Origin of the sequence: Micromonospora palomenae (assembly GCF_007829925.1) — a bacterium.
In the GTDB taxonomy this organism is placed as follows: Bacteria; Actinomycetota; Actinomycetes; order Mycobacteriales; family Micromonosporaceae; genus Micromonospora; species Micromonospora purpureochromogenes.
The window spans coordinates 2,207,178-2,228,475 of sequence record NZ_VIXA01000001.1 but is presented as its reverse complement, the minus strand read 5'-3'; the positions used below and the strand labels follow the sequence as shown (position 1 = coordinate 2,228,475).

15 protein-coding genes are annotated in these 21,298 nt (G+C 73.8%); 7 read left to right on the top strand and 8 right to left on the bottom strand.

Annotated elements, in window-relative coordinates:
- Positions 1 to 23: 23 nt before the first annotated feature.
- Positions 24 to 1,016: a helix-turn-helix domain-containing protein gene (locus tag FHX75_RS10090; protein WP_154938346.1), complete on the bottom strand. Its 993-nt coding sequence runs from the start codon at positions 1,014 to 1,016 to the stop codon at positions 24 to 26.
- Positions 1,017 to 1,153: 137 nt separating this feature from the next.
- On the bottom strand, positions 1,154 to 4,888 hold the full coding sequence (locus FHX75_RS10085) for a S8 family peptidase (RefSeq protein WP_211364373.1): 3,735 nt from the start codon (positions 4,886 to 4,888) through the stop codon (positions 1,154 to 1,156).
- A 209-nt stretch (positions 4,889 to 5,097) separates the two neighbouring features.
- Here FHX75_RS10085 and FHX75_RS10080 point away from each other — a divergent pair, with 209 nt between their 5' ends.
- Both FHX75_RS10080 and FHX75_RS10075 read left to right on the top strand, forming a co-directional pair.
- Entirely contained in the window at positions 5,098 to 6,300 is a 1,203-nt protein-coding gene (locus FHX75_RS10080; protein ID WP_425463475.1) for a snapalysin family zinc-dependent metalloprotease, read from the top strand.
- Positions 6,301 to 6,544: 244 nt separating this feature from the next.
- The gene (locus FHX75_RS10075; RefSeq protein WP_246157819.1) at positions 6,545 to 7,057 is read left to right on the top strand and encodes a GNAT family N-acetyltransferase; all 513 of its coding nucleotides are present in this window, start codon (positions 6,545 to 6,547) and stop codon (positions 7,055 to 7,057) included.
- A gap of 149 nt (positions 7,058 to 7,206) precedes the next feature.
- On the opposite strand, the gene FHX75_RS10070 is transcribed toward FHX75_RS10075, so the two are convergent.
- A complete protein-coding gene (locus tag FHX75_RS10070; RefSeq protein WP_425463474.1) occupies positions 7,207 to 9,816 on the bottom strand; it encodes a glycoside hydrolase family 9 protein in 2,610 nt (869 codons plus the stop codon).
- A gap of 244 nt (positions 9,817 to 10,060) precedes the next feature.
- Here FHX75_RS10070 and FHX75_RS10065 point away from each other — a divergent pair, with 244 nt between their 5' ends.
- Entirely contained in the window at positions 10,061 to 10,786 is a 726-nt protein-coding gene (locus tag FHX75_RS10065; protein ID WP_154938340.1) for a PP2C family protein-serine/threonine phosphatase, read from the top strand.
- A 12-nt stretch (positions 10,787 to 10,798) separates the two neighbouring features.
- Here FHX75_RS10065 and hrpB read toward each other — a convergent pair whose 3' ends face one another.
- From hrpB to FHX75_RS10050, 3 genes are read right to left on the bottom strand one after another with little or no spacing between them, the layout of a single operon-like run.
- Positions 10,799 to 13,315, bottom strand: coding sequence for an ATP-dependent helicase HrpB (hrpB, locus tag FHX75_RS10060; RefSeq protein WP_154938992.1), 2,517 nt, complete (start codon positions 13,313 to 13,315; stop codon positions 10,799 to 10,801).
- 24 nt (positions 13,316 to 13,339) lie between these two features.
- Complete coding sequence (locus tag FHX75_RS10055) at positions 13,340 to 13,540, bottom strand: DUF397 domain-containing protein (protein WP_154938338.1); 201 nt, start codon at positions 13,538 to 13,540, stop codon at positions 13,340 to 13,342.
- A gap of 40 nt (positions 13,541 to 13,580) precedes the next feature.
- Positions 13,581 to 14,423 carry a helix-turn-helix domain-containing protein gene (locus FHX75_RS10050; RefSeq protein ID WP_154938336.1) on the bottom strand — a complete coding sequence of 281 codons (843 nt, stop codon included), beginning with the start codon at positions 14,421 to 14,423 and terminating at the stop codon, positions 13,581 to 13,583.
- A gap of 144 nt (positions 14,424 to 14,567) precedes the next feature.
- On the opposite strand from FHX75_RS10050, the gene FHX75_RS10045 reads away from it, so the two are divergent.
- From FHX75_RS10045 to FHX75_RS10035, 3 genes are read left to right on the top strand one after another with little or no spacing between them, the layout of a single operon-like run.
- Positions 14,568 to 15,194, top strand: coding sequence for a GOLPH3/VPS74 family protein (locus FHX75_RS10045; protein ID WP_154938990.1), 627 nt, complete (start codon positions 14,568 to 14,570; stop codon positions 15,192 to 15,194).
- A gap of 51 nt (positions 15,195 to 15,245) precedes the next feature.
- Positions 15,246 to 16,766, top strand: coding sequence for an APC family permease (locus FHX75_RS10040; RefSeq protein ID WP_154938334.1), 1,521 nt, complete (start codon positions 15,246 to 15,248; stop codon positions 16,764 to 16,766).
- On the top strand, positions 16,763 to 17,356 hold the full coding sequence (locus FHX75_RS10035) for a GNAT family N-acetyltransferase (RefSeq protein ID WP_154938332.1): 594 nt from the start codon (positions 16,763 to 16,765) through the stop codon (positions 17,354 to 17,356). The genes FHX75_RS10040 and FHX75_RS10035 overlap by 4 nt, the downstream gene beginning before the upstream one ends.
- Before the next feature lie 368 nt (positions 17,357 to 17,724).
- On the opposite strand, the gene FHX75_RS10030 is transcribed toward FHX75_RS10035, so the two are convergent.
- Complete coding sequence (locus FHX75_RS10030; RefSeq protein WP_154938330.1) at positions 17,725 to 18,549, bottom strand: SigB/SigF/SigG family RNA polymerase sigma factor; 825 nt, start codon at positions 18,547 to 18,549, stop codon at positions 17,725 to 17,727.
- A 378-nt stretch (positions 18,550 to 18,927) separates the two neighbouring features.
- Between FHX75_RS10030 and FHX75_RS10025 the strand changes: the two genes are divergently transcribed.
- Positions 18,928 to 19,704, top strand: a complete 777-nt coding sequence (locus FHX75_RS10025; protein ID WP_246157818.1) for an acetoacetate decarboxylase family protein — start codon at positions 18,928 to 18,930, stop codon at positions 19,702 to 19,704.
- On the opposite strand, the gene FHX75_RS10020 is transcribed toward FHX75_RS10025, so the two are convergent.
- Positions 19,633 to 21,222 (bottom strand): phospholipase D family protein, encoded by a 1,590-nt coding sequence (locus FHX75_RS10020; RefSeq protein ID WP_154938988.1) that lies wholly within the window; start codon positions 21,220 to 21,222, stop codon positions 19,633 to 19,635. The two genes, FHX75_RS10025 and FHX75_RS10020, sit on opposite strands and share 72 nt — an antisense overlap.
- Between the last annotated feature and the right edge of the window lie 76 nt (positions 21,223 to 21,298).

Sequence of the window (21,298 nt, the reverse complement as noted above, 5' to 3'; positions counted from 1 at the left end):
GAGAACTCCCGGTTGGCGGGCGGTCAGGCGTGGCCCACCCACCCGTTCTGGACGGCGTACCAGCTCAGTTGCATCCGAGTGCGGACACCCGCCGTGTCCATCAGGTGGCGCAGCCGTCGTTGCAGCGTACGCAGCGACAGGTCGAGCTGCGTCGCGACCGCCTGGTCGGTGAGCCCGGCGAGCAGCAGCGCGATGATCTTCCGGTCGAGGTCGGTGGGTTCGTCGGTGGCCAGCTCCGCGAGCTGCGCCGGGCCGGCCCCGACGGTGGACAGCTCCAGCGGATGGGCGCGCTGCCATACCGCGTCGAACAACGCCTCCATCGCGGTCAGCAGTCCGCTGCGGTGCAGCAGCACCGCTCCCGGCTCACCACCGGGCGCCACGGCGAGCGGCACCAACGCCAGGTCGGCGTCGGCGATGGCCAGTTTCATCGGCAACTCGTCGACCACGCGCAGCTCGACGCCGCGGCCCAGCGAGTCGACGGTCTCCTCGACGTGACCGGGCTGCTCCAGCACCGCACGCTCGAGCACGGCGCGGAAGCGGATCCCGCGCTCGACGGCCGCCGTCTCGGCCGTGTTCTCGCCGGGCGGCACGGCGATGAACGGCGCGGTGATGAACAGACGCAGCTCGGTGCGGGCGGCCTGTTGCAGCTGGAGGAAGCGGTGCCGGATGGCGTCGACCCCGGTCACCACCTCGATCAGCTCGCCGATCGTGCGTCCGGCCACCGCCGCCCGGTGCTCCTCGGCGAGGGTGACGAGCGCGTGCTCGGCCATCCGGAGCGAGTCCCGCCGCTCGGTGATCAGCGCGCCGAGCCCGACGGCAGGTGGCGTCGCCCGGTACGCGCCGGTCGGGTCGCGGTTGACCAGGCCGACGTCCTCCAGCCGGGCCAGCGCCCTGGCGGCGTCCGGCTGCGCCAGGTCGAGGAGCTCGGCGATCCGCAGCGCCGTGGCGCTGGGTCGGTTGAGCAGGGCGCGGTAGACGGCCTCCTCGGCGGGCTCCAGCCCGAGCGCGGCCAGCATCGGTACCCGTCCCTCTCGCCGTATGCGGTAGCGGGGAGAGTATGCGCCATGGCTGCTGACTTCGGTAGGTCGGCACGAGCCGGTGCCCGGCGGGACGGGCCCTGGGACGTGGTCGCCCCAGGGCCCGCTGAGCTGGCTCATCGCAGGCCGTAGGCCCGGATGATCTCTTGTTCGATGCCGTACCCGCTGTCCGTCGCGGCGCCGGCGCGCACCGAGAGGAACCCGTTCGCCTTGGCGGGCGCGCGGAAGGTGCCGTTCCACCAGCCGTCGGCGTTCCTGGTGAGGGTCACCGACCGCCAGGTGGCGCCGTCGTCCGACGAGACGTCCAGCGTGACGCTGGTGATCTTGCCCGGGATGGTGCCGGCGTCCGAGGATCGCGGCCGCACGGCGATCTGGTGGACGGCGTTCGCCTGGACGTCGCCGCGCAGGTCGGTCGCCAGCCGGTAGTCCAGCTGCAGCACGGAGAACGGCCGGAAGAAGTCCGCGTCGACCGTGTCGGAGCGGAACGTCCACTCGGTGTGGGTGCGGGTCGACAGCCGGAACACGTCGCCGGGGCGTTCCGCGTCGAGGACGGCGCGGTAGGGAAGGTCGCCCGCGGGCACCTCCATCCACTGCATGTCCGTGCTGAACGGGTTGTCGTGGATCAGCGTGTCGCCCTGGAAGACCCGCAGATGGGTCGGGGTCTCACCCCACGGCAGGTAGCCGCCCAGGCGTTGGACCTCGCTGGACGAGCTCCACGGCTGCACGTTCCAGGTCATGAAGTTCTGCCAGCGCTCGTTGGTCACCGAGAAGGCGTCGCTGAACGCCGGGCGCACCGCCGGGGCGAACCAGTCCAGCCGGGTGGTGGCGCCGGCCGGGAAGGTGTTGACGCCCGACACCACCTCCCACGGCAGGGCGCCGTGGATGTTCTGGGCGTGCGACTCGGCCCAGACCTGGTCCGGGCTGACCCACTCGGTCCTGGTGCCCGGGTGCCACTCGCGCTCGTGCTCGCCGAGCGTCGGGATCAGCGTCATGTCGTAGCGGTAGCCGGAGCCCTCACCGTCGCGCACGCCGTAGTAGCGGGCGTCGATCCGGGCGAGGTCGTGCTGGCTGGGCCGGTAGACCAGCGGCCGGTCCGGCACCCGCCCCGGGTAGTCCCGGGTCAGGTCGTAGACGAAGTCGCTGTACTCGGACTGGGTGACGGTCAGCTTGCGGCCGAGCCGGGCCAGCGCGATGAGGGCCTTGCCCGCGTCGCGGTGCACGGTGGCGACGGGGATCGGCGACTGGCCGACGTACTCCGTCAGGCCGCCGACGCCGTCGTTGACGACGATGAGCGCCTTGGCGCCGGCCGCGACAGCGGCGGCGGTGCGTTCCTCCGGCGTGACCGCGTCGCTGCGTCTGACGACGACGACCTTGCCCTTCGCGTCGACCTTCCGGTAGTCGTCGGCGGCACCCGTGCCCGCATAGGCCGACCCCACGGTGTCCCTGGCGTCCGCCAGCGTGCTGCCCCGCTGCACCAGGGTCTCGAATGCCGGCTTGCCATCCGGTGCGCTGAGCCCGAGCATGGGCTCACCCTTGCGCCAGCGGGTGGTCAGCGTGAACTGGCCCTGCGTCATCGGCTCGGTGGGCGAGACGTACAGGTCGTCGTAGTTCGGTGGGACCAGGTAGGCGTTGCGGAACGTCAGACCGAAGCCGTCCACCACGCTGAAGTCGACCTTGCGCTGCCGGTCCTCGGTGCGTTGCGGCGCGTCGGTCTGCAGCAGGCGAGCCTCGCTCGCGTCCAGGACGACCTCGGTGTCGCGCTGGAGCACGGTCTCCGGATCGACCAGCACCGCCAGGCCGGACCGGTCCGCCCGCTCGCCGGCCACGTCGAGGTTGGCCGCGACCAGGTACGTGCCGACCGGCATGCGCATGGTCGTCTCGCCGTCGACGTGGATCGCCCACGGCCAGGAGTCGCCGGCCTTGCTGATCCCGACCCAGCCGGCGGCGGGCTCGCCGTCCCGCCCGACCAGCTTGATCTTCAGGTCGTAGCGCTCCTCCTCCTTGACCAGGGCGACCGAGGTGCGGGTCACGGCTCGGCCGGTGGCCGCGTCGGTGCCGACCACGTAGCCGGTGAACCGGCCGAAGTCGGCGGCCCGCGGGTCACCGGTCACCGGCACCGTCGCCTTGCCGCCGGCCGGCACCGTCACCGTGGACCCACCGAGGGTGAACTGGCCTCCGGTGCTGGTCAGCGCCAGGTTCAGCGTGACGTCGGTGGCGCCGTGGTTGGTGAGGACGAGGTCCTTGGTGACGGCGACGTCGGTCGGTTCGTGGGGCCAGTCGTAGTTGCCGAAGAACAGCGAGCCGGTGGCGGTCACCGTGGTGCGCGTGGCGGCGGCGACGTCGAGCCGGCCGGTGCCGACCTCGTACGGCGAGTACCACTCGGCCAGGCCCTTCGCGCTGCTCATCAGGTGCTCCTTGAGCTGAGCGCCGGTCCACCCCGGGTGTTGCTGGGCCAGGATCGCCGCCGCGCCGGCGACGTGCGGGGTGGCCATCGAGGTGCCGCTGATGGTGCGGTACGGGCCGTCCCCGCCGTCGGTCATCGCCTGCGAGCGCGCCGCGGTGATGTCCACGCCGGGCGCCGAGATGTCCGGCTTCATGCCACCGGACCAGGCCAGCGGGCCGGTGCTGGAGAACCCCGCCAGACCGTCCTGCTTGTCCGTCGCGCCGACGGTCAGGGCCGATGCGGCCGCCGCCGGGGTGGAGATCGTCTCCGGGCCGGCGTTGCCGGCGGCGATGACGAACAGCGTCCCGTACTGCGCTGACAGCGCGTCGACCGTCTGCGACATCGGGTCGCTGCCGTCGGAGGGGATGGTGCCGCCCAGGCTCATGTTGACGACGTCGGCACCGGACTCGGCCGCCCACTGCATGCCGGCGATGATCCACGAGTCCTGGCCGGAGCCTTCCTCGCCGCCGAGCACCTTGCCGACGATCAGGTCGGCGCCGGGGGCGACGCCCTTGAGCTCGCCGCCGGAGGCGGCGCCGCTGCCGACGATCGTGCTGGCCACGTGGGTGCCGTGCCCGTTGACGTCGGTGATCGCCTCACCCGGCACGAAACTGGCGGTGCCGTCGATCTGGTTCTTCAGGTCGGGGTGGTCGACGTCGACGCCGGTGTCGAGCACCGCGACCTTGACGCCCTTGCCGTCGTACCCCGCCGACCAGGCTTCGGGCGCGCCGACCAGCGGCACGCTCTCCTTGAGGTTGACCTTGACGCGGCCGTCGAGCCACAGCTTCGCCATGCCGGTGCCCAGCTCCGGCTTGCCGCCGCGCGCCGGGCCGGCCGCCGGCGCGACGGCGGACCAGAAGGTGCGGGCCTGCTTCTTGTCGGCGGCGAGCGCGGCGCCGTGGATGCCCGCCAGTTTGCGGACCACCTTGCTGCCGCGGGGCGCGGTCGGCTGGACCGCCGCACGGGCCGTCGGCCCGGCGTAGGTCGCGATCAGCGGCACGCCGCCGGCCTTCGCGTCGTCGTAGCCCATCTCCACCAGGTCGGAGACGTTGAACAGCCGTCGGTCCAGCTTGTCGGCGCTCAGCAGCGCCGCCGCCTCGTCGGGGACGACGTACAGGTCGCCCTTGATCTCCTGCATGCGTACGCCGCCGACGGCGTCGTCGGGCCGGTCGACGTCGGCGATCTGCCGGCCGTCGGCCAGCGTGGTGACCGTGACGACGTCGCCGGTGACCAGCGTGACCTTGTGGGTCGCGGAAGGCTTGGGTGCAACGGTGGGCCTGGACGGCGCGGCCTGCCCGGGCGCTTGCGCGACGACGGCGCTGGCAGCCAGTACCGGGACCATGGCGGCCGCCGCGACCAGCTGCCAGCGACCGCGGCGCCGGCGAGATGGCTCTGAGGGTGAGGACATGTCACGGGTTTAGCGGTACGCCGGCGACCGCGTGAAGGGCTGGTGACGACGGTCTTCTGCCATGGCGCGGATCCGCCAACCAGGATCGCGCGATACCCGGAGCTTTCGCCCACCTCGACTGCCCGCCCGCCGTGCCACGGCCAGCATATGACGAATCCGGTATTCCACAGACACCCATCGATACATCTAGCATCAATGGACATCTATCGATGGGAGGTCGGATGTTCCGACGACACAATCTTCCGCGTACGGCGGGCGCCCTGCTCGCGATGGTGCTGGCGGCGCTCTGCCTGGTGGCGGTCGAGACGACGGCGGCCTCGGCGGCCGTCCGGACCGTCTACTACGACGCCAGCCGGGCCGGCGAGTTCCGCACCAACTTCGACCAGGCCGCCACGATCTGGAACAGCTCGGTGAGCACCGTGCGGCTCGCGCCGCGCACGCCCGGCAACGTCACCATCTACGTCGACGACGGCTGGCCCCGGGCGCAGCCGACCGGCCTCGGCTCCGGCCGGGTGTGGATGGGCCGGCAGGCGGTGAACCAGGGGTACGACCGGACCCGGATCGCCACCCACGAGATCGGCCACATCCTCGGCCTGCCCGACCGGCGTACCGGGCTCTGCTCCGACCTGATGTCCGGCAGCAGCGCGCCGGTGTCCTGCAGGAACGCATACCCGAGCGCCGCCGAGGCGTCCCGGGTCAACTCGCTGTTCGGCGGCACGCTCACCGCGCCCACCACCGGGGTCAGCTACACCTGGACCGGCGGCGAGGACCCCGGGCCGTTCGTGGTCGGTGGCCGCCCGGCCAGCGAGAACTACCCGTGGATGGTCTACGTCTCCGGCTGCACCGGGACGCTGATCAAGGCGAACTGGGCGGTCACCGCCCGGCACTGCTCGACCCCGTCGTCGGTGCGGGTGGGCAGCGTCAACCGCACCACCGGCGGGACCGTGGTCCGGGTGACCAGGGCGGTGAGCCACCCGTCCGTGGACGTCAAGCTGCTGCAGCTGGCCAGCTCGGTCAGCTACGCCCCGGCGCCGATCCCGGGCACCTCCGGGGCCGTCGGCACGGCCACCCGGATCATCGGCTGGGGGCAGACCTGCCCGCAGCGGGGCTGCGGCTCCGCGCCCGCGGTCGCCAACGAGCTCGACACCTCCATCGTCGCGGACAGCCGCTGCCTCGGCATCAACGCGACGTACGAGATCTGCACCAACAACACGAACGGCAACTCCGGCGCCTGCTACGGCGACTCCGGCGGCCCGCAGGTGCGGCGGATCAACGGGGTGTGGAACCTGATCGGCGCCACCAGCCGGGCCGGTAACAACAACCCCACCTGCGCCACCGGCCCGTCCATCTACGTCGACCTGCCGTCGATCCGCTCCTGGATCAACACCCAGGTGGGCGGCCTGCCCGCCTGAGTACGACCCGTACACCCGGGGCGTCCGTTCCTTCCGCAGCGGGCGCGGACGCCCCACCGGGCCGCCCCGACCCCCGCCGTTCCGGAAACGGTCGCGGCGGTCCGGTTCGGTCGGCCTGACCGCCACCGGTCGGGCGCGGGCCGGGCGGCGTGACCGCTGCCGGTCCGAGCCGGGCGGTCCGGGCCGGCCGGGCGGCCCGAAATTCGGTGGGCGGCACGGCGCCACGGGTGGTTGGGTCTGGGCCGTGGAGCGGATCAGAACGGCCCGGACGGACGAACTCGCCGACCTGCAACGGATCGAGGTGGCCTCCGGCGCGCCGTTCCGGGAGATCGGCATGGTCGACATCGCCGACGCGCCGCCGCTCGACCTGGACGTGCTCGAGGAGGGCCAGCGGGCCGGTCGGGTCTGGGTGGCGGCCGGGCCGGACGACCAGCCGATCGCCTTCGCCGTGGCGCACCTGGTCGACGGCTGCGCCCACGTCCAGCAGCTCAGCGTCCACCCCACCCACGCCCGCCGGGGCGTCGGCCGGCGGCTGCTCGATCACATTGCCGGCTGGGCGGGGCAGCGGGGCCTGCCGGCGCTGACGTTGACCACCTTCCGCAGCGTGCCGTGGAACGCGCCGTACTACGCCCGTTGCGGGTTCGTCGCACTGTCACCGGCGCAGGTCGGCCCCGGCCTGGCGGAGGTGCTGGCGGCCGAGGCGGCGCTGGGCCTCGACATGACCGACCGGGTCGCGATGCGCCGGGCGACGCGCTAGCGGACCGAACCACCGCCGTCGGCCGACGCCGCACCCCGGCCCCTGATTGGTGGCAGTTTCACGGAAAGAGTGGCCTTCCGGAGCCGGGAGGCCACTCTTTCCGTGCACATGCGCGGATCTTGACCGGCGCGCGGGGCGCCGGGGTGGGGTCAGGACAGGGTGCAGGCGGCGCCGTTGAGGGTGATCAGGTTGGGGGAGGGGTTGGCGAGGGTGCCGGCCTTGCCGAGGAGGCCGAAGGTGACGCTGCCGCCGGGCGGGATCTTCCCGTTGTACGCCAGGTTCCGGGCCGTCACGGTGGCGCCGGACTGGCTGACCTGGGCCGTCCAGGCCTGCTCGACCTTCTGGTCACCGGTGAAGGCGTACCGCACGGTCCAGCCGTTCACCGCGCTCGTGCCGGTGTTGCGGATCGTCACCTGGGTGTTGAAGCCGTCCGGCCAGGCGCCGTGCACCCGGTACGCGGCGGCGCAGCTCTGCGCCGGTACCGCCCCGGCGTCGCCCTGGTCGGCGAGGAACGAGGCGAGCCAGGCCAGCGCCGAGTTCCAGTTGATCGCCACCTCGTTGGTCGCGTACGAGTTGATGTCGTCGACGTAGCAGAACATCGGCTTGCAGCCGGCGAGCAGCTGCGCGGCGTACGGGTCCTGGAGGGCGGCGTTCGGGCCACCGGCCAGCGAACCGGCCGGCGGGTTCGGCAGGTCCGGGTCCAGCTGGTGGGCGAAGATGCGGCTGTGCTGGTTGCGGGCGTGCTGCTCGCCCCAGCCGGTCACGTACGACATGTTGAGCGCGTTGCGGCCGAGCAGGTAGTCCGTCGCCTGCACGGCCCCGTCCCGGTAGGTCGCGTTGCGGGTCAGGTCGAAGGCGGTGGCCAGCACGATCGCATTGTTGACGACGTTGCTGTTGCTGCCCCACACGTAGTTGCCGGCGTCAGCGGGCAGTGGCAGGCCGTACGCCTGGGCGCGTAGCGCCGCCAGGTACCGGTCGGCGGCCTCGGTGACCGAGGCGCGGATCCGGGCCTTCTCGACGGCCGGCAGGCCGTTCGGCACGGTGGCCAGGTCGAGGCGACCGAGGGCGGCCACGCTCTGCCAGCCGAAGGCCCCGCCGGCGGCGAAGACGTCGCCGGTGTGGTGCGGCGAGGCGGTCACGTCGTCCAGGTAGGCCTTCGTCCCGCTGCTCAGGTACAGCTCGACCGCCGCCCAGTAGAACTCGTCGGTGACGGTGGTGTCGTCGTACGCCCCACCGCCGGTGCCGTCGGCCGCGCTGGCGTAGACCGCCGGGTGCGCCTTGGCGGCCGCGTACGCGGTCCTCGCGGCGGCGCCGCAGCGGGCGGCGAAGGCCGCGTCGTAGGGGGCGAAGAGGCGGGCGCACTGGGCGGCGACGGCGGCCAGGTTGAGGGTGGCCGCGGTGGACGGCGGGTGCAGCTCGCGCGGCTGCGGGTCCTCGTGCGGGGCCAGCGGCAACCCGGTCCAGTTCCGGTCGTGGATCTTGTGGTGGGCCATCCCGGCGAGCGGCCGGCCGGCCGGCACCTGCATGCGCAGCAGGAACTCCAGCTCCCAGCGGGCCTCGTCGAGCACGTCGGGGACCCCGTTGCCGCGCTCGGGCAGCCGCAGGGTCGCGTCGCCCAGCGCCGCGCCGCCGTCGGCGGTCTCCGCCGTCCTGGTCCGTTCGAAGGTGTTCAGCAGCTGGTAGGTGGCGATGCCGCCGTTGACCACGTACTTGCCGTGGTCGCCGGCGTCGTACCAGCCGCCGCGCACGTCGAGGGAGTAGTCGCAGACGCCGGGCTGGCAGGGCACCTCGGTGTCGCCCTGGTTGGGTGCGACGCCGAGGTGGCCGGCCGGGCGGGCGTACTCGGCGCCGATCAGGTCGCCGTCGATCGGGGTGCCGCTGCGCTGGGCGTAGAAGAACTGGAGGGAGTCGGCGCGCAGCCGGTCGTAGCGGCCGCCGGAGATGTCGAACGGGTGGCTGGTCTCGCCGTCGGCGACCAGCGTGTAGCCGGTGCCCGGCGTGCGGTACGCGGAGAAGTCGACGGTCTGCACGTGCTGCCCGGAGGCGGCGTCCACCCCGCGCGGGGTGCTCTCGCCGCTGGACACCACCGCGCCGGCCGCGGACCGCAGCTCCCAGCGCAGCGGGTCGGTCGCCTCGGTCACCACGGTGGCGTTCTTCGGCCCGCCCGGCAGGTAGCCGACCTGGTTGACCCGCACCCGGGGGCCGGTGTCCGGCTGGTAGGGCGGGGCCGCCTCGCCGCCGCGCAGCGAGACGTTGTCGAGGCAGATCCGCTGCTCGGCGGCGGACCCGCCGACCTGGAAGATCAGCTGCGCGGCGGGGTTGTCGTCCGGCACGGTGAAGGTCTGCTCGACCCGGGTGCTCTCGGGGCCGGCGGTGGCGTCCACGGCCGCGTACGTGGTGTAGGGGGCGCTGCCGAGCTGGAGGACGGCCTTGATCGCGGCGCCGGGGGTGGCGGAGACGTCGAAGCCCAGTCGGTACTCCGCGCCGGCGTTGAGCCGTACCCCGTCCTGGCCGATGCCGGCGTCCCAGGGGTTGGCCGACCCGCCGGCGACGGTGGTGCAGAGCCGGCCGTCGGCCGCGTCCAGCGCGCCGGTGCCGTAGGAGAACCAGGGGGAGACACCGGCGCTGAAGTCGCCGTTGCTGAGCTGTTCGGGGGCGTCCGGCGGGACCTCGGCGTGGGCCACGCCGGCGCCGGCGCCGGTGAGGGCCAGGGCGGTCGCCGCCAGCAACGCGAGGTGGCGGCGTCGGATTGGGATCACGGGGATTCCTTCCGGGCGGGGGAGCGGTGGGGGGGTCGGGAGGGAGCGATGCCTGGGAGCGCTCCCAGCATCGCCCCGATGTTTCCAGCGCATCTCGTCCGTGTCAATTGATCGGGCTGGATGACCTTCCGGCCGGGGTCGATGGCCTCCGGGAACGTGAAGGACAGTGAGATTCGCCGCGCCACGACCCGTCGTCCTGATCTCCTAGAGACAACAGCGGCCTTCGCCTGGCAGGCTGCCTCCCATGACCCTGAAGCTTCGTTCCGTCGGGACGAGCGACCGTGGGCTGATCCGCAGCGGAAACCAGGACGCCCAGCACGCCGGTGCCTGGCTCGTCGCCGTCGCCGACGGCATGGGCGGGATGGCGGCCGGCGACCTGGCCAGCCGGATCGCCATCGACGCGATCGCCCCCCTGGACGTGGAGACCCCCGAGGACGCTCTGGTGGCGGCGCTGCAGAGCGGCATCGAGCTGGCCACCGCGCGGATCCGCCAGGCGGTCGCCGAGGATCCGGAACGGCAGGGCATGGGCACCACACTGACCGCCCTGCTCTTCTCCCGGACCGGTAGCTGCCTCGCCCTGGCCCACATCGGCGACTCCCGGGCCTACCTGTTCCGCGAGGGCACGCTCAAGCAGATCACCCGGGACGACACCTTCGTGCAGATGCTCGTCGACCAGGGCGTGATCGGCCCCGAGGAGGCCGCCAGCCACCCCCGGCGGGCGGTGGTCACCCAGGCGCTGCAGGGCGAGGACGTCTCCCCGGCGTACGCGACCATGGTCCCCTGGGCGGGGGACCGCTGGCTGCTGTGCAGCGACGGCCTTTCCAACGTGGTCCGCCCGGACACCCTCGCCGAGGTGCTGGCCGAGACCGCCGACCGGGAGCTGTGCGCCCGCCGTCTGATCGACCTCGCGCTGCGGGCCGGCGGCCCGGACAACGTCACCGTGCTGATCGCCGACATCGTCGAGGAGTGAGCCGGAGCCGGTTCAGCGGCGCCGGGGTGTGGCGTGCCGGGTGGGCGTGGCGCTGCCCGGGTCCTCCGGCCACGGGTGGCGCGGGTAGCGGCCGCGCAGCTCGGCGCGGACCTGCGGGTACCCGGTCCGCCAGAACGACGCCAGGTCGGCGGTGACCGCCACCGGCCGGCCGGCCGGGGAGAGCAGGTGCAGCAATACCGGCACCCGGCCGTCGGCGATCCGGGGCGCGGCCGGCCAGCCGAACGTCTCCTGGAGCTTCACCGCCAGCACCGGCGCCGCCGGGTCCGCGTAGTCGACCCGGATCTTCGAGCCGCTGGGCACCTCGATCCGCTCCGGCGCCAGCTCGTCCAGCCGGGCCGCCTGCCGCCACGGCAGCAACCGGCGCAGCGCGGCGGCCACGTCGATCCGGGCCAGGTCGGCCCGCCGTCGCGCGGCGGCCAGCTCCGGGCCGAGCCAGTCGTTGACGGCCGCGAGCAGCGCGTCGTCGCTGACCTCGGGCCACTGGTCGCCGAGCGCCCGCCGGCAGAACGCCATCCGCTCCCGCAGCGCGCGGGCCGCCGGCGTCCAGGTCAACACCGACAGACCTTCCTGGCGCAGCCCGTCGCGCAGCGCCGCCGCCAGCAACGTCTGCTCCGGCCGGGCCAGCGGGCGGCTCAGCAGCTCGATCGCGCCGAGCCGGACCACCTCCCGGGCCACCACGTCACCGTCGACCCAGCCGACCTCCCGCGCCTCGCGCAGCAGCGGTCCGCCCGCCTCCCGGGCGGTGGCCTCGTCCAACCCCGCCGCCAGCCGCACCCGGGCGGTCGGCGCGCCGGGTGACCGGTCGGCCACCGCGACGGCCAGCCAGTCGACGCCCGCCAGCCCAGACCCGGGCGCCAGCTCCGCCGCGGTCCCACCCGCCATCAGGTACGACCTCCCGCCGGCCCGGCGGACCCGGGCCAGCCGTTCCGGGTACGCCAGCCCCACCAGCAGCCCGGCGGCCAGGTCGTCGGGCAGGTGGTCCCGGCCTCCCGACCCGGTGCCGCCGGTGGGCAGGGCGGCGCGCAGCCGGCGTACCTCGGTCCGCCAGCGGGCGGTGGCCCCCGGGTCGGCGTTGCCGCGCAGCCGCCGCCAGCCGGCGACCAGGTCGTCGTCCCGGCCGGTCAGGCCCTCCTCGGCCAGCAGCGCGACCAGCTCCGCCGCCCGGTCGGCGCCGACCCGCGGCGCGCCGTCGAGCAGGGCCCGGCCCAGCCGGGGATGGGCGCCGGCGGCCGCGATCGCCCGGCCCCGCGCGGTGATCCGGCCGTCCGCGTCGACGGCGCCGAGGCTGGCCAGCGTCTCGCGGGCCACCGTCAGCGCCGCCGGCGGCGGCGGGTCGGGCAGGGCCAGCCCGGTGCCGTCCGGGCTGCCCCAGGCCGCCAGCTCCAGGGCGAAGCCGGTCAGGTCGGCGGTGGCGATCTCCGGCTCCGGCTGCGCGGCCAGCCGTTCGTGGGTGGCCGCCGACCAGCAGCGGTAGACGTGGCCGGGTGCCTCCCGGCCGGCCCGGCCGGCGCGTTGCGTGGCGGCGGCCCGGGAGACCGGGACGGTGACCAGGGCGCCGAGGCCGCGGGACAGGTCGGTGCGGGCCACCCGGCTCAGCCCCGCGTCCACCACCACCCGGACGCCGGGCACGGTGAGGCTGCTCTCGGCCACCGAGGTGGCCAGCACCACCCGGCGGCGGTCGGCCGGCCGCAGCGCCGCGTCCTGCGCGGCGCCGGGCAGCCGCCCGTGCAGCGGCAGGACGGCCACCCGGTCGGTCAGGTCCGCCAGCCGCCGGGCGATGCCGGCGATCTCGCCGGCCCCCGGCAGGAAGACCAGCAGGTCCCCGTCGCGCTCCTGCAGCGCCCGCCGGACGGTGGCCGCCACGTGGTCGAGCAGGGCCGGGTCCACCCGACCGGCGCCGGGCGGGGCCACCGGGCGGGGTGGGGGCGCCCAGATCCGGGTGACCGGGTGCAGCGCCGCCTCGGCCCGGACCACCGGGACCGGCCGGTCCGTGCCGAGCAGCGCGGCGAACCGGTCCGCCTCCGGCGTCGCCGACATCGCCAGCAGCCACAGGTCGGGGCGCAGGGCGGCCCGGGAGTCCACCGTGAAGGCCAGCGCCAGGTCCGCGTCGAGCTGCCGCTCGTGGACCTCGTCGAGCAGCACCGCGCCGACCCCGGGCAGCTCCGGGTCGTGGTGCAGCCGGCGGACCAGCAGGCCGGTGGTGACCACCTCGATCCGGGTGCCGGGGCCGACCCGGCGCTCCCCGCGCACCGCGTACCCCACCCGTCCGCCGACCCGTTCGCCGAGCAGGTCGGCCATCCGGCGGGCCGCCGCGCGGGCGGCCACCCGACGCGGCTGGGCCACCACCACCCGGCCGTCGACCCGGTCGGCCACCGCGAAAGGCGCGAGCGTGGTCTTGCCGGTGCCGGGCGGCGCCACCAGCACCGCGCCGCCGGCCTCGGCCAGCGCCGCGACCAGCGCCGGCAGGACCGGACTGACCGGCAGTTTCAGGGGTACGTCGGAGAGCACGGTGCCCACTGTGGCACCCGGCGGTCAGCCGGGGCGCACCGCGTCGACGCCGGTGACGAAGGCGACCCAGGTCGCGGACGGGAAGACCAGCACCGGCCCGCCCCGGTCCTTGCTGTCGCGGACGGCGACCCGACCGTCGACGGTGGCGACCTCCACGCAGTTTCCGTTGCCACTGCTGCGCGTGCTGGTGCGCCAGTCCGCCCGGGTCAGGTCGAGCGCGGTCATCCCCGTACCTCTCGTCTTCTGCGGGCGTGCCGCGATGCGGTCACGCAAAGTTACGAGAAGCGGCCTCCAGGCGGGCCACGGAGTCCGCCGGATCCAGTGCCATGCGGCACAGCTCCTCGTGCACAAGGCTATACCCGCGTACGTGAGCGGCATCCTCCAGAGCCAGCCCCATCGTGAGATTGTCCAGGTAGACCACGGAGGCGTCGGCGGCGTCGGCGAACTGCAGGATGACGTACGGGGTGCTCATCGCCGGATGCGCCCCGGCCATGAATGGAAGTACGTAAATAGTCACGTTGGGTGATTGCGCGATCCGGGCCATGTGGGTCAGCTGCTCGGCCATCACCGCCGCACCGCCGACCGGGCGGAGCAGTACGGCCTCGTTGAGCACCACGGAGAGCTGGACCGGGGACTCCCGGCGCAGCACCTCCTGCCGGCGCAGCCGGGCGGCGACCTTGCGTTCCAGCCCCTCCTCGCCCGCGGTGCGCCGGTAGATCTCCCGCGCGTACGCCTCGGTCTGGAGCAGACCGGGCACCGACTCCGCCTCGTACGTGCGCAGCGTCGCCGCCTCGGCCTCCAGTCCGACGTAGAACTCGAACCATTCCGGCAGGACGTCGCTGTAGTTCTGCCACCAGCCGCGCTGCTGCGCCCCGCGGGCGATCTCGATCAGCGCCTCCGCGTCCGCGCCGGTGACCGCGTACAGCGCCAGGGCGGCCCGTACGTCGCGCGGCTTGATGCCGATCTGGGCGTTCTCGATCCGGGACAGGTTGCTCTTGGACATGTCGAGCTGGCGGGCGGCGACGTCGAGCGTCATGCCGGCGCGCTCGCGCAGCTGACGAAGTTCGCGGGCGATCCGGCGGCGGCGGACGGTGGGGCTGGCGGTCACCCTCTGAGTCTGGCACGGCAAGATCCGCAGGTCGCGCCAGCACGGAGTGCAACCATCGAATCCGGGAGTTGCAATGGCCGGAGGGTGCGGGCATCCTGTCACCCGGCGTCGATCACTTGTGGACAACCCGCGTTGGAGGCTCGTTTGCTCATCGCCGACGAGTTCTTCCTCATCGCCCACAACGACAGCCGGGGCAAGGCGAAACTGCACCCGGCCGCCACCGGGCTGGGGCTCGCCGGCGCTCTCCTCGGCGAACTGATCCTGTTCGGACAGATCACCGTCTCCGGCGGGCTCGTCACGGTGCTGGACCGGCGTCCACCGCCGGACGCCCTGGCGCACACCGTGCTGGACCAGTTGATCGGCGAGTCGCAGCACCAGTCGGTGCGTACCTGGCTGAGCTTTCTGGCCCAGACGGCGACCACGTCGGTGGGGGAGCGGCTGGCCCGCGCCGGGGTGCTGCGCCGGCAGGAGAGCCGGCGGTTGCTGCGCACCAGCGTCAGCTACGTCCCGATCGACCTCAACGTGGTGGCCTGGCCGGCCACCCGGCTGCGCGCCCTGCTGGAACGGCCGGATCCCCCTGGCGTGCCGGACGCCGTCCTGCTCGGCCTGGTCTGCGCCGCCGGGTTGAGCCGGGAGGTGCTCTGGAGCGCCGGACCCCGGGCGCACCACCGGCTCGGTGTGCTCATCCCCGCCCTGCCCGCCCCCCTGCGGGAACTCGTCGCGCACACCGAGGCCGCGGTCGGCGCGGCGGTGCTGCGCGGCATCCCCTGAGCTGCGCCACCACCATCCCCCCTCATCCCCCCTCGAACCGGAGCCGCCCCCATGTCTCCCACGACGCTGGAACGCCCCAGCAACGTCTCCGACGCCCTGGCCCGTGGCCGGTTGGGCGTCCCCTCGGTCATCTTCTTCGTCCTCTCCGCCGCCGCGCCGTTCACGGTGGTCGCCGGGGTGGTCACCACCGGGTACGCGGTCACCGGCGTGACCGGCATCCCGCTGGCCTTCCTGGCGGTCGCGGCGGTGCTCGTGCTCTTCTCCGTCGGCTACGTGGCGATGGCCCGCCGGGTCGCCAACGCCGGCGCGTTCTACGCGTACATCTCCCGCGGGCTGGGCCGGCCGGCCGGCGTCGGTGCGGCCTGGGTGGCGCTGATCGCGTACAACGCCCTGCAGGTCGGGCTCTACGGCACCATCGGCATCGCCGCCGAGCCGGTGCTCGACCGGCTCTTCGGCGGGCACCCGCAGTGGTGGGTGGTGGCCCTGGTCGCCTGGGCCCTGGTCGCCGTGCTGGGCCTGCTGCGGGTCGACATCAACGGGCTGGTGCTGGCGGTGCTGCTGGTCACCGAGATCGCGGTGATCGTCGTCTACGACCTCGCCCAGCTCACCCACCCGGCCGGCGGCGAGGTCAGCGTCGCCGCGCTGTCGCCGGAGAACCTCTTCGTGCCGGGCGCCGGGGCGGTGCTCGTGCTCGCCATCACCGGCTTCGTCGGCTTCGAGTCCTCGGTGGTGTTCAGCGAGGAGAGCAAGGACCCGCGCCGGACGGTGCCGATGGCCACCTACCTCTCGGTCGCGATCATCGCGGCGCTCTACGCCCTGTCGTCCTGGACGATGACGGTGGCCACCGGGCCGGACCGGATCGCCGAGCGGGCCGGCGAGGACAGCGTCCTGCTCATCTTCAACCTGGCCGGCGAGCACCTCGGCGACACCGCGGTGCTGATCGGCCAGGCGCTCTTCGTGACCTCGGTGCTGGCCGCGATGATCTCGTTCCACAACACCACCGCCCGGTACGCCTTCGCGCTCGGCCGGGAGCGGGTGCTGCCCGCCGCGTTCGGGCAGACCTCGCCGCGTACCGGGTCGCCCCGGGTGGCGTCGCTGGCGCAGAGCGTCCTCGGTCTGCTGGTGATCGTGCTGTACGCGGTGAACGGCTGGGACCCGGTGCTGAAGCTGTTCTACTGGGCCGGCACCGGCGGCGGCTTCGGCGTGCTGCTGCTGATCGCGGCGACCTCGGTCGCGGTGATCTCGTTCTTCGCCCGGCAGGGGGTGCGGGAGACCCTCTGGCGGCGGGCGATCGCCCCGGGCCTGGCGGCGGTCGCGCTGGCCGTGATCATCGTGGTGGCGCTGGACAACTTCGCCAACCTGCTCGGCGTCGCGCCGGATTCCCCGCTGCGCTGGGCGATCCCGGCGGTCTACCCGGTCGCCGCGCTGCTCGGCGTGCTCTGGGGCGTGGTCCTGCGGCGCAGCCGCCCCGACGTGTACGCGCGGATCGGCCTCGGCGCGGAGAGCGCCGCGGTGGCCGTGCTGCCGGAGCCGGGCCAGCCGACGCCGGCCGGGGCGGGGGTACGGCGGTGACCGGGCTGACCGTCGAGCGGCTCGGGCCGGCGGAGACCCGGGCGGTCGCCGAGCGGATCGCCGGCGCGTTCCACGACCTGGCGGCGACGCGGTGGCTGGTGCCGGACGCCGCCAAGCGGGAGGCCGTGCTGGCGGACAACTTCGAGATCCTGGTCGACCACGCGATGCGGCACGGCCTGGTCCACGCCACCGCCGACCGGTCCGGCGTCGCGGTCTGGTTCCCGCAGTCCGGCGACCCGGCGCCGCCACCGGCCGACTACGACGAGCGGCTGGCCGCGGCCTGCGGCGAGTGGACCGAGCGGTTCCAGCACCTCGACACGCTGTTCGAGGCGCACCACCCGCACGACGACCACCACCACCTGGCGTTCCTGGCGGTGGCCCCGCAGCGGCAGGGGCGGGGCGTCGGCACCGCCCTGCTGCGGCACCACCACGCGGCGCTGGACGCCGCGGGCGTGCCGGCGTACCTGGAGGCGAGCAGCGAGCGCAGCCGCGACCTGTACGCCCGGCACGGCTACCGGGTTGGCGAGCCGTTCCGGCTGCCCGACGGTTCCCCGTTCTACCCGATGTGGCGGGAGCCGGGCACCCGCTGAGCACAGGCCGAAGGCCGGCACCGGTGACCGCCGGGGCCGGCCTTCGCGCTGCCCGACGCGGATTGCGGCGTGTCGCGGTCTCCGCCGCCCGCATCACCCCGACACGCCGCGAAGCGTGAGGCGCGGGCCGTCCCCCCCGGATGCGCGCCCGCATGTCGGCCGCCCCGGACACCGCGCGGCGCCGCACACCGTGAGGCGCGGGGGCGCCTCCCCGGATGCGGGCCGGCCGGTCCGAAGTGGAGGTGCGGGATCCGCCGGTGCTGCGGTGCGCGATGTGGGCGCGGAAAGGCCCGGTCGGCGAACCGCCGACCGGGCCCGAAGGACGCGACGGTGACCGGGTCCGCCGACCCGGCCGCCGTCAGCGCACCCTAGTAGGTTCCGTCGAGCTGACCCCGCAGCTTGGTCAGCGCCCGGGCCAGCAGCCGCGAGACGTGCATCTGCGAGACGCCGATCTGCTCGGCGATCTGCGACTGGGTCAGGTTGCCGTAGAAGCGCAGGGTGAGGATCTTCTGCTCGCGCTCGTCGAGCGTGGCGAGCGCCGGGCCGAGGGCCACCCGCAGCTCGGCCAGCTCGAACTCGTTGTCCTCGCCGCCGAGCATGTCGCCCAGCTCGGTCGCGCGGTCGCCGTCGCCGGTCGGGGTGGACAGCGAGACCGCGTTGTACGCGCGGGCGCCCTCCAGGCCTTCCAGGACCTCTTCCTCGGTGAGCTTGAGGTGGGCGGCGATGTCGGCGACCGTCGGCGAGCGGCCGAGGGTCTGCAGCAGCGAGCTGTTGGCGTCGGAGATGGCCAGCCGCAGCTCCTGGAGGCGGCGGGGCACCCGGATGTCCCACGTGCGGTCGCGGAAGTGCCGCTTCAGCTCACCGATGATGGTCGGGATGGCGTAGCCGGCGAAGTCGACGCCGCGGGAGGGGTCGAACTTGTCGATCGCCTTGATGAGGCCGACGGCGGCGGTCTGCGCCAGGTCGTCGGTGGGCTCGCCGCGACCGCTGTAGCGGTGGGCGAGGTGGTTGGCGAGCGGCAGCCAGGCCTCGATCGCCCGGTCCCGCATCGCGGCGCGGGACGGATGGTTGGCGGGCAGCGCGGCCATCGCGTTGAGCAGGTCGGCGGCGCTGTCGGTGAGCGCGCGCGGGTCCAGCTTCTCGGTGGTCGTCGCGGCGGTGGCCGGCTGCTCAGTGGTCGCTGGCGCGGTCATGGGTGGTCCTCCCTGCACCTCGTCCGCGGACAAAAAGACGTGACGCTTTGGTTTAGCTTCAGATGGTCCGTTCGGGACTCACCTTAGCCTGATCGGCTTGACGAAATCTAGCCGAAAGGACGATGTACTTAAGTAATTTTGAGTCATGAAAGGTGCGGAACGGGCATATATTCGCGGGCTTGTGATCACCGTTACCGGGTCGCTTGACCGATGGCGGTGTCCGACGGATACCCGATCGTCCCGTCCGGTCGGCCGCGCCGGCCCGACCGACCGGTCAATCGCGGAACCGACATGGCGGACGAGTGTCGGCTTTCCGTCGTTGTCCCGTTGACAGGACCGCACGTAGCGTCGCCCTACACCCATCGGTACGGAGGCGTCGTGCTGGACCCCACGGATCCGCAACTCGTCGTCGACAGTCGCACGCTGCACTTCAGCTGGCTGCCGGCGGATCCGGACGCCGTCGCCGCGCTCGTGCCGCCCGGGCTGCGGCCGCGCCGGGACCGGCAGGTCTTCATGAACCAGTACGTGGTGGAGGACGCCGCCCAGACCTCCGGCTTCGGCGCCTACTCGCTGACCTACCTCGGTGTGGCCCTGGACGGGGTGAACGCGCCCGGCGGGGTGACGCCGGGCGGCTGGTGGACGCACTACGTCACCTCCAGCCCGCTGGTGCGGGAGTACGCGGCCGCCCGCGGCGCTCCCGCGGTGCTCGGCCGGACCACCATCGACGTGCGGGGCGAGGCGCTGGTCGCCGAGACCGTGGCCGACGGGTCACCGCTGATCCGGGCCCGGGCGCGGGTCGGCGAGACCGGGCACGTGGTCCACTCCGGGCACCACCGCTACTTCACCCGCTGCGGCGGTCAGCTGGTCAGCGCCGTCTACCCGTTCATCTCCGAGACGGTCGACCCGTTCGAGATCGAGTCGGTGGAGTTCCTGGAGCCCGGGCACCCGGTCTACGCGCTGCGCCCGGAGAACCCGCTGCTGATCACCTGGGGCTTCTACGCCCCGCGCACCGCGTTCGCGTACCCGGGTGGGCTGACCCCGTACCCGGGGCAGCAGGCGCGGGCGGAGGCACGTGGCGACGCCTCACCAGGTGCCGGCGCGCCGGGCTCGCAGCGGTCTGCCGTCCGGGTCGTAGACCAGCCGGTACGCCGGTAGCGCCCAGAGCCGGGTCAGCCACGGCAGCCGTTCCGGCCGGTGCGGGCGCAACCGGCCCGGGGGCCGGGGGCCCTGCCGGCCGCCGTCGTACCACCGCTGGAGGGCGTCGGCCGCCGAGGTGATCGCCTTCACCGCCGCTTCCGGGTCCAGCAGGTCGGCGTCCTCGCCGCCGTCCGGGTCGCGGTCGAGGTGCTCGCGCCACAGCCGCAGCCGCAGTTCCCGGGCGAAGACCCGGGCGCCGTCGCCCTCGCCGGTCGGATCGGTGGGCGCCCGCTCGTCGCGGGTGTCGTCGAGCACCGCGCAGGACAGCTCGCTGTCGTGCGTCCAGGACCGGCGGTTGAAGTTGTCGCTGCCCACGCTCGCCCAGACGTCGTCGACCACGCAGACCTTCGCGTGCACGTAGACCGGCTCGCCCTCGCGGTTCTCCACGTCGAACACGTGCACCCGGTCCGGGGCGGCCTTGTCGCAGAGCGAGAGCGCCTGCTCGCGGCCGACCATGTTCGGCGGCAGGGCCAGCCGGCCGTCCACGTCCGGGTAACGGGGCACCACCGCCACCAGGTGCAGGTCGGGATTGTCCCGCAGCGCGTCGGCGAACAGCTCGGCCACCTCCTCGGACCACAGGTACTGGTCCTCCAGGTAGATCAGCCGGCGGGCCCGGCGTACCGCCTTGGTGTAGCCGCGGGCCACGGTCCGCTCGCCGTCCGGCGCGAAGGAGTAGCGGGGGCGGACCGCCGGGTAGGTGCGCAGCACCTGGATCCGGTGCGGGCCGCAGGTCGGCGGGTCGGCCGGCTGCTCGGGCAGCGGATCGGGGCTGAGGTCGGCGCCGCGCAGCCGGTCGCGCAGGTAGGCCAGCGGGTTCTCCGAGTCCAGCGGCATCGGGTCCGTCCAGCGCTCCCGGAACGTGGTGTCCAGCGCGCCGACCACCGGGCCGCGGACGGCGAGCTGCACGTCGTGCCAGGGCGGGTGCGGGCCGTACCGGGGGGACATCTGCACGGCCTGCGGGTCGCCCCGGTGCGCCGCGTCGTCGCGCCGGCTGTGACACAGGTCGATGCCGCCGGCGAAGGCGATGTCGCGCTCCGGCGCCCCGGGGTGTCGCAGCACCACCAGCTTCTGGTGGTGCGAGCCGCCCCGCCGGACCCGCTGGTCGAGCAGCACCTCGCCGCCGGCCGCGCAGATCGCCTCGCTGAGGTTGCGGTTCTCCGTCTCGCTGTAGGAGAGGGCGTCGAGGTGGGAGCGCCAGATCAGCCCCTTGACCACGACGCCCCGCTGGGCGGCCCGGGCGAAGAGCTGGGCCACGGTCGGGCCGTCCGGGCGCATCCGCTGGTCCGGGTCGCCGCGCCAGTCGGTGAAGAACAGGTGGTCACCGGCGCGCAGCGCCTCCACCTCGTCGACCAGCCGGTCGAAGTACGCCGCACCGTGAATCAACGGCTCGGCGAGGTTTCCCGCCGTCCAGACGGGTAACACCGAGACCGGGTTGGCGCGTTCGTCAGCGGTCAGGAACCAATCCTGGATCGCCACGTTCCAGCCCCCCGAGGTCGTCGACAACGTCCTCACGGTAGGTGTCCTACCGCCGGTACGCACGCCGGGCCTGCTC

Excerpts from the sequence above, each read along its gene's own strand:
- FHX75_RS10090 (WP_154938346.1), bottom strand. The coding sequence starts at position 1,016 with ATGCTGGCCGCGCTCGGGCTGGAGCCCGCCGAGGAGGCCGTCTACCGC.
- FHX75_RS10085 (WP_211364373.1), bottom strand. The coding sequence starts at position 4,888 with ATGTCCTCACCCTCAGAGCCATCTCGCCGGCGCCGCGGTCGCTGGCAG.
- FHX75_RS10080 (WP_425463475.1), top strand. The coding sequence starts at position 5,098 with ATGGGAGGTCGGATGTTCCGACGACACAATCTTCCGCGTACGGCGGGC.
- FHX75_RS10065 (WP_154938340.1), top strand. The coding sequence starts at position 10,061 with ATGACCCTGAAGCTTCGTTCCGTCGGGACGAGCGACCGTGGGCTGATC.
- FHX75_RS10055 (WP_154938338.1), bottom strand. The coding sequence starts at position 13,540 with ATGACCGCGCTCGACCTGACCCGGGCGGACTGGCGCACCAGCACGCGC.
- FHX75_RS10040 (WP_154938334.1), top strand. The coding sequence starts at position 15,246 with ATGTCTCCCACGACGCTGGAACGCCCCAGCAACGTCTCCGACGCCCTG.
- FHX75_RS10030 (WP_154938330.1), bottom strand. The coding sequence starts at position 18,549 with ATGACCGCGCCAGCGACCACTGAGCAGCCGGCCACCGCCGCGACGACC.